General features: G+C 35.4%; 14 protein-coding genes. All 14 read right to left on the minus strand.

Annotated elements, in window-relative coordinates:
* Positions 1–2: 2 nt before the first annotated feature.
* The 14 genes from ACN6MX_RS13735 to ACN6MX_RS13800 all read right to left on the minus strand — a co-directional run bounded on the left by ACN6MX_RS13735 (position 3) and on the right by ACN6MX_RS13800 (position 14,210).
* Complete coding sequence (locus ACN6MX_RS13735) at positions 3–1,316, minus strand: O-antigen ligase family protein (RefSeq protein ID WP_419959430.1); 1,314 nt, start codon at positions 1,314–1,316, stop codon at positions 3–5.
* A gap of 13 nt (positions 1,317–1,329) precedes the next feature.
* Positions 1,330–2,370: a glycosyltransferase gene (locus tag ACN6MX_RS13740; RefSeq protein ID WP_419959431.1), complete on the minus strand. Its 1,041-nt coding sequence runs from the start codon at positions 2,368–2,370 to the stop codon at positions 1,330–1,332.
* Between the two features lie 39 nt (positions 2,371–2,409).
* Positions 2,410–3,105 (minus strand): CpsD/CapB family tyrosine-protein kinase, encoded by a 696-nt coding sequence (locus ACN6MX_RS13745; protein WP_419959432.1) that lies wholly within the window; start codon positions 3,103–3,105, stop codon positions 2,410–2,412.
* Between the two features lie 36 nt (positions 3,106–3,141).
* The gene (locus tag ACN6MX_RS13750) at positions 3,142–3,837 is read right to left on the minus strand and encodes a YveK family protein (protein WP_419959433.1); all 696 of its coding nucleotides are present in this window, start codon (positions 3,835–3,837) and stop codon (positions 3,142–3,144) included.
* Between the two features lie 24 nt (positions 3,838–3,861).
* The gene (locus ACN6MX_RS13755) at positions 3,862–4,620 is read right to left on the minus strand and encodes a tyrosine-protein phosphatase (protein WP_419959434.1); all 759 of its coding nucleotides are present in this window, start codon (positions 4,618–4,620) and stop codon (positions 3,862–3,864) included.
* A gap of 28 nt (positions 4,621–4,648) precedes the next feature.
* A complete protein-coding gene (locus ACN6MX_RS13760; RefSeq protein ID WP_419959435.1) occupies positions 4,649–5,302 on the minus strand; it encodes a sugar transferase in 654 nt (217 codons plus the stop codon).
* A gap of 236 nt (positions 5,303–5,538) precedes the next feature.
* Positions 5,539–6,261, minus strand: a complete 723-nt coding sequence (locus ACN6MX_RS13765) for an exonuclease domain-containing protein (protein WP_419959436.1) — start codon at positions 6,259–6,261, stop codon at positions 5,539–5,541.
* Positions 6,251–7,225 carry a DUF294 nucleotidyltransferase-like domain-containing protein gene (locus ACN6MX_RS13770; protein ID WP_419959437.1) on the minus strand — a complete coding sequence of 325 codons (975 nt, stop codon included), beginning with the start codon at positions 7,223–7,225 and terminating at the stop codon, positions 6,251–6,253. The genes ACN6MX_RS13765 and ACN6MX_RS13770 overlap by 11 nt, the downstream gene beginning before the upstream one ends.
* Before the next feature lie 53 nt (positions 7,226–7,278).
* On the minus strand, positions 7,279–8,547 hold the full coding sequence (locus ACN6MX_RS13775) for an ammonium transporter (RefSeq protein ID WP_419959438.1): 1,269 nt from the start codon (positions 8,545–8,547) through the stop codon (positions 7,279–7,281).
* A 262-nt stretch (positions 8,548–8,809) separates the two neighbouring features.
* Entirely contained in the window at positions 8,810–9,286 is a 477-nt protein-coding gene (locus tag ACN6MX_RS13780; RefSeq protein ID WP_419959439.1) for an MgtC/SapB family protein, read from the minus strand.
* Positions 9,287–9,984: 698 nt separating this feature from the next.
* The gene (locus ACN6MX_RS13785; protein ID WP_419959440.1) at positions 9,985–11,328 is read right to left on the minus strand and encodes a GH1 family beta-glucosidase; all 1,344 of its coding nucleotides are present in this window, start codon (positions 11,326–11,328) and stop codon (positions 9,985–9,987) included.
* 25 nt (positions 11,329–11,353) lie between these two features.
* Entirely contained in the window at positions 11,354–12,388 is a 1,035-nt protein-coding gene (locus tag ACN6MX_RS13790) for a LacI family DNA-binding transcriptional regulator (RefSeq protein WP_419959441.1), read from the minus strand.
* Between the two features lie 34 nt (positions 12,389–12,422).
* Entirely contained in the window at positions 12,423–13,265 is an 843-nt protein-coding gene (locus ACN6MX_RS13795) for a carbohydrate ABC transporter permease (RefSeq protein WP_419959442.1), read from the minus strand.
* Positions 13,266–14,210: a carbohydrate ABC transporter permease gene (locus ACN6MX_RS13800; RefSeq protein WP_419959443.1), complete on the minus strand. Its 945-nt coding sequence runs from the start codon at positions 14,208–14,210 to the stop codon at positions 13,266–13,268.
* Positions 14,211–14,242: the final 32 nt, after the last annotated feature.

Genomic DNA, 14,242 nt, shown 5'->3' on the forward strand with positions numbered 1-14,242 from the left:
ATTCAGTTGAATTCATATATATGATTTATTGCAAAGAATACTAATAGAAAAAAACTCTCATTAGACATAGCATTTATAGACATATAACTAACAGCCATACACATAATAGGTAACCACCCTAAAATACTCGTCTCGCTTATTTTCCTTTTGGAAGCACTTATATAAAAAACTATGGCTATAAACAGTCCGAATACAAGAAAACCCATCATTCCCCAAACTACTAATATCTCTAATAAAATATTATGGGTTTCCAAAAAAACACCTGATCTAATATAGTATTCTTGAATACCAATACCAAACAACAACGACCAAAAATCAGCTTTAATAAGATCAAAATATTTCTCAGCTATTATATTTCTATTACTCGTTAACCCATTCGGATCTTCTAAAAAATCTGTAAAACGAGAAAGAAATAAATTTAATACCGAATGAATCTCTTCACTAAAGTATAAAAAGAAACTAGCTATTAGTAGAAATGTCATAGTTATAAACCAAAGTATTTTTTTATTATCTCTAATGCTAAAAAGCACTTTCACAACCATTATTACCATTAAAAAACTAACAACGAGTAAAAACATTCTTGATAGGCTTAGCACACCAAACGCTCCATAAAATATGAATAATAATGGATATATACCTTGGTACCATTTACTACTTTCCTTTTTAAGGAGATAGAGCATGCTGAACATTGAAATCATAATATACATGGAGAAATAATTGGAGTCACCAGCAGCGCCTTTAAATCGGATTGTAGGATTATTAGCCAGTAAAGTTCCATATAAATTATAGAAATTTAACACTCCATATATTATTGAAACAGCTACCCCCGCGATGAAATACTTAATCACGGTTTCATGGTGATAGGTAGAACGACTATATATTACTATTAGAAATACATATATTACTGCAGCACTCCAACTAAAGAGTAAAGCAAGAGTTTTGACATCATATAAAAAGATATGAACCCATTCGTACATCACAAAAATAACAACGACTAGTAAAAACTTTTTGTTTACTGAATCATGTAGAAAAGTAATACAAAGTTTTAATAAAGCCACACAAATTAATAAATTTAAAATAGGAATTGAACTGGCCCCTATATATATAAAAGTACTGCCTAAATTGGGTATTAAAAACATAAGTATTGCAATATCATTAGACAATGAAGTAAAAAACAAACGCATTATTACGTAGCAAATTAAAGCATATATAATTAAGTTACCTGAGCTAAACAATTGCGCTAAAATACATCCTCCAATTACTGCTGTGTCTAGTAAAAGAAACAAAGAACCATTTGAATTTATAGCCGGCGACATCAGTAAAGTATTCTTAGTTGAATACACTTTGATAGACCTGTTCCAAGTTTTTTCTATATAAAGTCAAATCACATAGCTCTACAGCTCGCTTTGCAGCAGCAATAGACATTTCCATATATGTTTGCTCCGATTTTAAGAGATAGATGATTCTGGACACAAACTCCTCCTCACTAGTACAAATATATCCGCAGCTTGTATTCACAATATATTGCATCCCACCCAATTGAGGGACAATTATTGGTTTTTCTAACGCTAAGGCTTCTATCGCTACAACTGGCAACCCCTCCGAAAGGCTAGTCATCACCAAAATTTTACTTCTAGCTAATTGCGGATAAGGATTGGCTAAAAAGCCTTTTAAATCAACAACAAGCTCTAAACCATTTTTTACAATGTACTCTTTGCACTCTTTTTCTTGAGGTCCCTCCCCTAGCATAACGACCCTCAAATTAGGTATAACATCTTTAACTTTTGCTACAATGGATATAAATCGCAAAGGATTTTTAATTCGATCTAATCTTCCTATAAAAGCTAGATCGTAATTATCCTCGATTGCTCTATATGACTTTTCTTTTATACGATTGATATCTACAATATTTCTAAGGACGGTTGTCTTACTAGTAAAAAAAGTAGATAAATAAGTAGATTCTTTAATATCAGCACTAACAACAACTATTTGCTTTATTTTATAGCAAGCTAGAAAAAACATAATAGAATAGGGATTTACTCGTTTAAGCCAATTAGGATTTTGGTGGATATGTGAAACTACTGGAATAATCATAGAAGCGACCAGACATTTCACAGTAGCTTTAAAATCATGAGCATGGATTATATCCGGTTTCCATAAACTTATTACCTTCTTTAGTTGTGAAACATTAAATTTATCTAATGGTATATAATCGATATCACTTGCACTTAATATCTTCCTTATTCCACCGTCTGGAGAGGCATATGCACATTGATACGTATCCGAAGTATTATTAATAATATTTATCGCTACATTTTCTGCACCCGCTAATTCATTTGAACTTAGAATATGCAATATTCTTTTTTTCAACTCTTCCCCCCTTTATATGTTGTTTCGAATACTTATCTACTATTCTTTCTCCCCATAATACTCATAATAATAATGATCTTTTTCTAGTTTAAAATAGTTTAATATTAGCCCTAGAACATGAGCATTGGATGCCTCTAATACTTCTTTAACTTTATATAAATTTCTCTTTTCGGTTGTGCCGGAGCCGATGACTAGGATTGTTCCATCACATTTGGCTGATAGTATTTGAGCATCAGCCACGGAAAGTAAGGGTGGTGCATCGAAAATGACAAGATCATATAACGAAATTGTCTCTTTTAAAAATTTGTCCAGGGAGGACGAACCGAGTAATTCTGCTGGATTGGATGGCATTGGCCCACAAGTTATTAAGTCTAACCCAATTACCCCAGAATCCTTTAGAATATCGGATAAACCCCAATTACTCATTAATAAATTCGTAAGCCCCGGAGAAACAGGTTTATTGAACGTATAATGTATAGTAGGTTTCCTAAGATCAGCATCTACTAAAAGAATTTTCTTCCCGTCTTGAGCAAAAGATATAGCAATATTGGAAGCAATTGTAGATTTCCCTTCGCCAATTGAGCTCGATGTAAATAAGAGAGTTTTACATCCTTTATCTTTCATCGCAAATTTAATATTTGCACGAACCGTTCTAATTTGCTCTGCCACTATAGATTTTCTATTTGTAGATACTATTAGTTTTCTACCATGCTGTATTTTTTTCTTTTTAAACAATTTCCTGCCCCCCTTCGATGTATGTCCTCTATTTATCTAAACTTTCTTTGTAGAAATGGGACTTATAAGACCTAACAGCGGAAAATCCATAATATCTTGGACATCCTGTTCTGTTTTAACCGTTGTATCTAAAAATTCTATTAGAAGGGATATACTGACTCCCACTATAAGGCCAAAAAATGTAGCAATTGCTAAGTTTAAAGGAATGTTTGGTAGGATTGGCTTTTTCTTATTTTTTTCTGTTGCTGGTGAAAGTATCGTGACATTGTCCACATTCATTAATTCACTTATCTTCTCTTGAAAGACCTCTGAGGTCATATTCGCAATACTAACAGCCTTTTTTTGACTAATGTCCTTTACTGAAATATTAACTACTTGCGAGTTTTGCTCACTCGTCATTGCTATCTTCTCCATCAGTAACTCAGAAGTAGTATTTAACTTTAGTCGTTCAATTACTATTGAAAGAATAACTGGACTTTTAATAATGACCGTATAAGTATTTATCAATTGCAGATTTGTCTGTATATCTTGTGTACTTAACTGTTGATCTTGCGCCACTTTATGATTAATTAATATTTGTGCATTGGCATCATATTGGGGAGTAATAAAAAAATAACTTATAGCCCAAGTAATCGTTACCATTGCAAGTAAACAACTTATTATTAATAAAGTTCTTTTCTTTAATACTTTTGCTATTTCATATAGGCTAATTTTACCTTCCAACCAAATCATCCCTTCTATATGAATAGAACTAATCTAGCTTTTGTAATTTTTTTTGAAACTAATAGGCGGTATGGGTTGTAGTAAAGATCCCTCTAGCACATGTTTTGCGTTATCCAAGAAATAAGTAACATATTGTGGAGAGAATTTCTTTTGTATATATTTGTACGCGTCCTTTATTAAAAATGGTCTATCTTTATAATGATGGGCATCAGAAGCTATAAAGTGCACTAAATTATGTTTAATGAGATTCTTTGCAAATTTTTGCATCGACCATCCATTAACTCCTACTACAGTTGCAGCAGTAACTTGAAAAAGAACTCCTCTTTTTACTAGCTCATAAGCTTGCTGCTTATCTTTTCTTAAAAATCGACATCTTTCAGGATGAACAATAATTGGTATGTATCCTGAAAATTGAAGTTCAAGTAAAATATCAAAAATAAATGTCGGTAAATAATTAGTAGGTAGCTCCAACAATAAATACTTGCCGCTCTCTCCTAGAGTCAGCAGGTTATCCTCCATATTTTGGAGCATTTCGTTATGAAAATATACTTCTTGTCCACATAAAATATGAAGGGGAATTGATCTTTTCGAAAGCTCATCATTCAACCAATTTACTGCTTCTTTCACGGAAATCGGAGAATTTATATACTTTACATTTCTATGATGAGGGGTTGCAATTACATGCGTAATACCATTAGCAACAGCGTTTTCTGCAAGTAATAGTGCTTCTTCTAACGACTCAGGACCATCATCTAGACCTGGTAAAATGTGATTATGGATATCAACTAGCAAACCCCTCTTCCTTTCAATTTAGATTCGTTCACCAAGCTCCTTTGCCCGTAATTACTATAAATATCGTTCGTATTACAATCTTTAGGTCCAGCAACAAAGAGCAATGCTTTATATAATATAAATCATAGGTAATCTTTTCCCCATGGGTGATTGCAGAGCGACCATGTACCTGAGCATATCCAGTGATTCCAGGTTTTACTAGTAACCGTTTCTTTTGAGCAGCAGAATAATGATTAGTAATCTCAACCATTTCTGGTCTTGGTCCTATAAAACTCATCTCACCTTTTAAGACATTCCAAAGCTGCGGAATCTCATCTATACTATATTTTCTATATACTTTCCCAAGTTTAGTAATCTTTAAAGTTGGTGGCGTTGTAAATGAAAAGTTTTGAGGGACTTCGTCTTTCCATTCATATTGGTGAGAGCTGGACTCAATATCCTCTATTTGCATTGTTCGGAACTTCCAAATTTTAAAAGGTCGATTAAGTAATCCCGCCCTTTTTTGTTTATATAAAATTGGACTACCCGTAAAGATAAATAGAATTATGGATAAACATACAAGAGCTGGGAACAACAAAAAGAGTAGCAACAAACTAGCTAATACATCTACTGTTCGTTTACCAAAGCGCCTATAGAAATACGGGCTGTCCTGTTGAGACACTGTATGATCTATACTTTCCAAGGGCTGTTCTCCTTTATATAATATTGTAGAAAACCAGATACTTAGATAAGTATATTCAGTATGCCTATAAAAAAAGAACTAACTTTCGTCTGATATGACCAAGTTATATTAACCACTTTTTCACAATTTATTGTACAGTATATTAGTTATGATAATTTTTTTGGATTTTTATTTACAAGCGTAACTTTTCCTATAAGCAAAAAAGCACTACAGGTTAAATTTCTCCTGTAGTGCTTTTAAATTCTTGCAAACTGATCGTACACATCCTGTAACGTTTTACAACCATGCATTTTAACTTTTTCCATATAGATGCTCCAAAGTTTGGCAGTCATTTTGGCGTCCTCTAATGCATGATGGCGCCCTACAATTGGGATGCCATTATGCAGACATATATCTTCTAGTGTGTTTAATGACAAGTTAGGTTCAACAATTTTGTATAGAAAAGACGTATCAACGATGCGATGCTTAAATGGTGTACGAAATAGTTTTGTACTTGCGTATTGCATAAAATTCCTTTCGTGATTAGCATGATGCGCTACAAGTATGCAGTCATTTGTAAATTGAAGAAATTCGATTAATACATCCCCAACAAATCTAGCTTCCTTCAATTGGTCATTTGTAATGCCTGTCAGTCCGACAACTTCCAAAGGAATTTCTTTTTCAGAGTAAATAAGCGAGTAAAAAGTATCGTCATTTTGAATGGATGAACCATGCATTTTTATTGCACCAATGGAGATAATATCATGCCCTTGTTTGGGATTAAAGCCCGTCGTTTCAATATCGAACACGACAACTTTGAGCTCATCTAAAGAAGTTTTCAGTGCATCCTCTTTTTTCATTTCTTTTTGCAAATTCCTTAAGAATGCCATTTGTTGTGCACTTTGAACATCACTTATACCAATATTCGTACGTTTCCCTTGAATACCTCTAAGTATTTGCATGAATGGTTCAAACGCCATTGTGAACACCCTTTTTCAGCAACGCAATCACTTCACGATGTAATTTGGTTCCACTTTTAATAATACGTTTAAGATCTCTTCGTTCCGCCCTCGTCAGTTTTTCAATCTGTAAATAGTGTGTATCTGAATAGCTTTCGACATGTGATATCGACAGCCGATAAATTAACAAATCGATATAATTTTTTTCGCTATTTTTTAGTAAAGGTGCATACTCCTGGATTTGGATTAGTTTATTCATCCTAACTAAAGTGGAAGTTTCCACTATCCCCTCTCTAATCGAAAGAATTCGAATGGCATTTACGAATGGCATGAATCCGGAGTATTTTAAATTTACGCACCCTTGATACAAACCATGCCTTTCCACTAATAGTTGACCAACTGGACCAATTACATTTTTGACATGCTCTACATTAGCAGTGAACCGAGTTAGTAGGATTGGATGGTGTAATTGGTATTCATGAATGGATGATTTCAACTGATGAATGAATCCCGTCTTTCCATGAAGCACCCTGGCATCATAAAAGATTTGAAGATAACGAATGGATTCCCAGCTCTCATCCTGCATCCAGTCGTTGAGTTGTATTTGCCACCCATCATAAGATTTACACCACTCTGGATTAGAGCTCATCACATTACCTTCACAATATGGGTAGCCAACTTTATATAACCCATAAGAAATTTCTTTTCCAAACATCTTAAAATATAAATCATTTTTTTCTGTAGATATTTCATAGGCAATTCCATGATCTTGATCACTGATTACTCCTTGCTCCTGTCTCCCGCCACTACCTGTTATAAACCAAGAAAAATCGCATGGAGCTGGACCAGTTTCCATTTTCATAGTTGCTACTCGTAATACTTTGTGCATCACCTGATCATGAAAATCATTGAGCGAAACGATGTCATCTAGGAAGTTTGTTATATTTAGTTCCTTCCATTCTCGAATAGATTCATACGTTTCCACCAGTACACGCCCTTTTATATAAAAAGCCTCTAAATAATAGAGGCTTTTTTGATTTAATTTAGAGATTTTGATTCTTCTAAAATCATTTGTTCAGGATAGCCATAGTTACCGTGTTCGCTCATATCTAGACCCATTAGTTCCTCTTCTTCCGATACACGAATACTACCCATTACTTTTTTCATTATGAAAAGGATAGCATAGGAAACTACGAATGCAAATAAACCACAGGACACAACTCCCATTAGTTGAACACCTAATTGCTCCAATCCACCACCGTAAAATAATCCGGCTTTACCAACGGATGCAAGCTCCGGTGTTGCAAAGAAACCAGTGGATAATGTTCCCCATACTCCAGCGGCTCCATGAACAGATAGCGCATAAATTGGATCATCCACTTTTCTCTTTTCAAAAAATCTAGCGCTATAGAATACTAATACTCCAGCGATTAAACCAATGACAACAGATGCCCAAACATCTACGAACGCACAAGAAGCAGTAATAGCAACCAATCCAGCTAAAGCACCGTTTAATATTGTCGGAATATCTGATTTACCTAATACTACCCATGATATTAACGTTGCCGCAACAGCTCCTGCTCCAGCAGCAAGTGTTGTGTTTAATGCAACATATCCAAAGAAAGCAGCATCCACAGATACCGTACTACCAGCATTAAATCCGAACCAACCAACCCAAAGGATTAGTACACCTAAAGCTGTATAGACTTGGTTATGTCCAGCCAGATTATTTGCTGAGCCATCTTTATTGAACTTCCCAATTCTTGGTTTAAGAATCATTGTTGCTGCAAGCGCGGCCATTGCACCAGTTAAATGAACAACAGTTGAGCCTGCGAAATCCTGTTTGCCATGTTCGGCTAACCAACCTCCACCCCACACCCAGTGAGCAATTACTGGGTATACAATTATTCCAAAAAGAATAGTGAAAATAACGTATGCGGATAATTTTGCACGTTCTGCAAAACCACCAAGTGCTATCGTTACTGCGATACCGGCAAATGCTAATTGAAAAACAAAGAATACTGTTGTTGCAAGACCTGCTCCCTCTAGAATTTCTCCACTATAGAAAAAGTCTGTCATTCCTACGAAGAAATTTGCATCGCCCCCGAAGATAAACCCATAGCCTACTGCCCAGAACACCATTGACGCTAGACCAAATGTGAATATTGTTTTACCGGCAACGTGACCAGCATTTTTCATTCTTGTCGAACCAGCTTCTAGTAATATAAATCCACCAATCATAAAGATAACTAAAATTGCAGCTATCATCGTCCACAAGCTGTTCATCAAATACATTACATCTTCCATTGTCATCTCTCCCCTTTTTATAATATGATATGTTTTTTAACTCCAGATGTTAGAAAACATAACACGAATTATATTATTTATTTTATTCACATTTTTATATTTGTCAACAAAATTTTCTGAATATATTTTATTTTTAGTTTAAAATCTCTTTATTTCCTTTATTTAAAGCGCTTTTTCTAGAATATTTTTTAAAAAATAAAAAAACTGCCTCCACTGCTTTTTTACAGTGATGACAGTTTATCTATCATAAGTCAATTTAAATTCATTCTCCGTCGCTATCTTCTTCTTCTTTTCCTCGAGCAGGAAGTATACCCATCTTAACAGCTACTTTCGGTAAATTCATCGCAATGAACATTAAGACAACCGTTATAATCGCTAAATCATACGCCCCGTATCCTATAGTTAACCCTACACAAGCAGTGATCCAAAGGTTTGCTGCGGTTGTAAGTCCCCGTTTGACATTATCCTTGTCCAACCAGATTACACCTGCTCCAAGAAATCCTATACCACTGATTACCTGTGCTGCTAAACGCATCGGATCCATATATGCCCCTTGGTTTAGCGATGACAATGCCATAGCTAAAGTGGAACCTAAACATACTAAAATATGAGTTCTAATACCTGCTGGTTTATTTTTTATCGCTCTCTCTAGGCCGATAAAAAATCCTATTAGAGTTGCTACACCTAACCGAATGTATAAATCATAATGCGAATTAAATAATGAAGTAACAAAGTCCATAATGTGAATCCTCCTAAAAAATACTGTTACGATAACATTCGATAAATATTCTCTAAATCCTCCAAAGGTAAATACTATCACAAATTGAAGCTTTATTAAAAATAGTTCTCATAAGAAAGATACAAGGTGCCAATTAAGATTTAACTTATCGTTTCAGAAGAGCTTTGAACAGACTTTCTACATTATTACGACTAACTTTTAAGAAAGAGCAGGCAAAGTGACACCCGGTCCTTTACGTTCAAAAACTGTTTCTAGCGTTTCCAAAGTGCTTTAGACAGAATTGACGCGATATTATTACTGAGTGAATTTTTAGAGGTGCTGATTGGTTGGTAATCTAATGGCGTTTGCCTGTCCGTCGCCCTTTTACAACGCTTAGAAACAGGTAAGTGCATTTTTGGATAACTAGAGAAAAGTTACTTTCCTATTCAGTGAGTAAGCTCACGAAGATGCAATTTCGCTCGCTATTTCGCTTCTTTATTTACTAAAAACTTACTATTTCTCTTTTTTTCCACTCGTAAAAGAGAAAATCTACTTTCTTCATCCTTCATTCCAGAATAGTATCCCTATTTTAATAGTCGATTCTACCACTATATTAATTTTGGCTACTACATCTAAGCGATCAATATGATGAACCAAATACTTTCTTTAAAAAAAGGCAAACACCTAGTCCAACTAGTGTTTGCCTCTTCATTATAAAATCACAGTGCAAATTCAGCCTTGTTAATTGTTTCACGGAGCCAATGATAACTATCTTTTTTCGTTCTTTCCAACGTCTCATAATTCACATGTACAATGCCGAAACGCATACTGTACCCTAAAGCCCATTCAAAGTTATCCATCAAAGACCAGTATAAAAACCCTTTTATATTAACACCAGAATCCATACTTCGTTTCAAAGCCGTTAAGTGTGTCTTTAAGTAATCAATTCTTTTATGATCAGCAACTTTACCATTCTCTGGCTCATCATTATAGCAAGCACCATTTTCTGTTATATAAATCGGCACACTACCATAAAGGTCTTTAATTTTGACAAGCACTTTATAAAAACCTTCCGGATAAATAAACCAGTCTATATCTGTCTTATCATATCCCATATCAATATTTTCTAAATCTAATAATCCTTCGTTTTCCTTATAGCGCCCGACATTACCGGTATAATAATTTATGCCTAGAAAGTCAATTGGTTGTGATATTATTTCCAGGTCTCCGTCTAAAATCGTTGGTACAGCTCCTTTTTGTTTAAACCATTCCAACATGAATTCGGGATAGCACCCTTTAAAAACTGGGTCAAAAAACAATTCCAAATTCCAAGCATTACCTCGATTGCACGCTTCTATATCTTCTTTTTTTGTACTGTACGGTTCAAACCAAGTAACATTAGGAGCATATCCAATTTCACCTTCTATGTTACTTCCTCTAAAGCTTTTGACTGCCTGACCATGCGCTACTAGTAAATGATGAGCGATATCGGTTGCTAGTTGAAGATCTTTGTTTCCTGGTGCATGCTCCCCGATATAATTAGATAAGTAAGAAGAACACCAAGGTTCGTTTACCGTTATCCATTTCTTTATTTTTCCATTGAATTCCTTAAACATGAACTCCGCATATTGAACGAATGCTTCAATTGTTTCGCGATTATTCCAGCCACCCTTGTCCTGTAATACTTGCGGCAAATCCCAATGATACAAAGTACACATCGGTTCTATTCCCTTAGCTAACATAGAGTCTACTAGTTTATGATAATAGTCAACTCCTTGCAGATTCACTTTTCCAGTACCATTTGGAAAGATGCGTGGCCAAGCAACTGAAAAGCGGTACACATCAGCACCTAAATCATGTATTAGCTCTACATCCTCTTCATACCGGTGGTAGCTATCACAAGCTATATCACCAGTGTCTCCATTATGTACCTTCCCTGGAGTTTTAGAAAAGGTATCCCATATCGAGACCCCTCTCCCATCTTCGTTTGTCGCACCTTCAATTTGATAAGATGCTGTTGCTACCCCCCATTTAAAATCCTTTGGAAACTGTATAATCGCCATTTATTGTCCCCCTTCCACTTTTCACTTATCGTTTCTTTGTTTTCTCTTCTATAAAACCAGAAGAATTTCTTAGTACCAGTTCTGGATCCACGAGTGATGGTCTTAAGCCAGTTACTCCATTTATCAAATCGTTTAACTTTATAGCGGCCAATCTACCAATTTTCTGTTTATCCTGTTTAATAGTAGTGAGAGCGGGCTCCATATAACGACACGCCTCTACGTCATCACAGCCTATCACTTGAATATCTTGTGGAATACGAAGTCCATAGTCCTTTATCGCTCTCATTGCACCTAGTGCCATCATATCGGAAGCAGCTATTACTGCTTTTGGCAAGGAATCTCCCTGAAGAATTTCTTCCATCGCTTCATATCCACTAGATTCAAAAAAGTTCCCATGCTTGATCCATCTCGGTTGTACGGTCATACCAAATTGACTCATCGTTTGTAAAAACCCCTCTAATCGCTGGTTGGATATATCAGAACTCTCTTTTCCTGCAATATAGCCTACATCCCTAACGGAGTTTAAATACAAATATTCCACAGCTAGCTGGGATACTTTATAGTTATCCGTCATAACGTAGCTAGAATTTTGTCCTGTGAGCTCTAGGTCAATCCCCATACATGGCACATCACTTTCATCCAACTCTGACACAGCATCTTCCACTTCCTCACCAGCAATAATTAGACAGCCATCTAAGCGAAAATGCCTTGTTCTTGCTAAGTAATCTACATTTTCTTTATTGAACATTTCATTGGAGAAAATGATAATATCATAGCCCATTGCACCAAGTGTTTTTTGGAAAGATGAAATTACTTCATTGAAAAAGGGATGGTTAAACTCTACATTTATCTTCCCTGCATAAATAAGTCCGATTAGACTGGATTTCTTTGTCGCAAGTGACTTAGCGGAAAAAGTAGGTTGATATCCAGTTTCTTTGATAACTTTTAGTACTTTACGCCTTGTTTGTTCACTTACCCCATCATAGTTGTTGATCACCTTAGAGACAGTGCCGCGAGAGACACCTGCCATTTGAGCAATATCACGTATAGTTAAAGTCATTTTACATCCCTCATATTCCATGTGCTAATTACTATTATTTAACCGATCCCTCGGCAATACTTGATATAAACAATTTATTGAACAACAAGAATACTATAAGAAGTGGTATCGTAGCCCAGAATACACCGGATAATAACATACCAAAATCCACTTTAAATGTATTGTTCAGTGATGCTAGTGCAACTTGTATTGTGTAGGATTCAGGATCTCGAAGCACCGTAAATTGCCATAAGAACTCACCCCAAACAGAAGTAAACACAATAATTCCAAGCGTCGCAAAAGCGGGTAAAATGATAGGCAATACAATACTGCGATATATCCTGAAAATAGAACAACCATCGAGTCTTGCTGCTTCTATCAATTCCTCAGGTACTGATTCACTTACATATTGCCTCATCAAAAATATTCCTAAAGGATTCAAGAAAAACAAAATCATCGCTGCAAATAAATTATCCAATAATCCAGCTTTCGCAACTAACAAATACTGCGGTATTAAACCTAGTTGCGGCGGAATAATAATAGTAAACAATATAGCGAAAAAGAGAATATTCTTCCCCGGAAATTTTAATTTAGCAAATGCAAATCCAGCTAACGAACTTATGAATAATACAACAATCGTTACAGTAAGACAGACAATCAACGTATTAAACATCGATTGAAAAAATGGAATCATATCCAATACTTTTTGAAAATTCTCCTGCATCTGGTCACCTGGAACCATTGCCGGGGGAATTGAATTGTACGCAGAACTATGCCTCGTTGACATAACGAACATCCAGTAAAAAGGAAATAATGAAAAGAGCGATATTATTGTTAAAAACAAGTACATTCCAATACGCCCGATGCCCCACTTTTTAGTACCAACATCACCTTTCATTTATGTTTCCCTCCTATCTCTTCCTAGCCTTTTAGTGAGCAACATATTAATGGCCGATGCAACTACGATGAATAAAAGTAGGATAATAGCCGATGCAGATGCCGTTCCAAAGGAAGATAACTTAAACGCATCTCGATACAAATACATCACAACAGTCATCGCTTCATCCCTTGCAAAAGCGGTGTTTCCTAGAAACACAGTAGGCTCTGTAAATAATTGCATCGCTCCTACAGTCGAAAAAAACACAGTAAGTAAGATAAACGGCTTCAACAAAGGAATCGTAATATATCGTAACTGCTGAAATATACTAGCTCCATCTATTTTAGATGCTTCATATAATTCGTTTGGTATACTTTGCATCCCCGCTAAATAAATGATCGTATTATAGCCAAGCCAGCGCCAAAACACCATTGTAGAAATCGCGATTTTCGCTCCCCACTCAGAGGTCTTCCAGCTGACTGGATCAAAACCAAACAATCCTATAATATAATTCACTAAAGCCGTTTCATTGTTACTAAAAAATACACTAAATACTAAGGCAACAGCTACCATTGAAGTAATATAGGGCATAAAAATAGTTACCCGAAAAAAAGCTTTAAAACGCAAATAAGACAAATTCAATAAAAATGCGAGTATCAACCCTATAACAAGCTGAGGTGCAGTACCCATCAGTCCGAGAATGATTGTATTATAAACAGATTTCCAAAATAACGGATCACTTAGTATTACCTGAAAATTATTTAAACCGACAAACTCCATTTCCCCCATACCATTCCACTTTTGGAAGGCTAGTATTAAACTAAATATCGCCGGATAGAGTCCAATAATCGCAAATATGATAAAAAAAGGTGATATATATAAATATCCCGAAAGCATTTCTTTCATCTCTTGGGATGAAAAACCTTTCCTTCGACCTTTTTGCTGTTTTTCATCTAAAGAAACCATACACTCGTCCCCCTACCTCCATACAGAGTATA

The organism is Psychrobacillus sp. BM2 (genome assembly GCF_048572895.1).
Classification (GTDB): domain Bacteria; phylum Bacillota; class Bacilli; order Bacillales_A; family Planococcaceae; genus Psychrobacillus.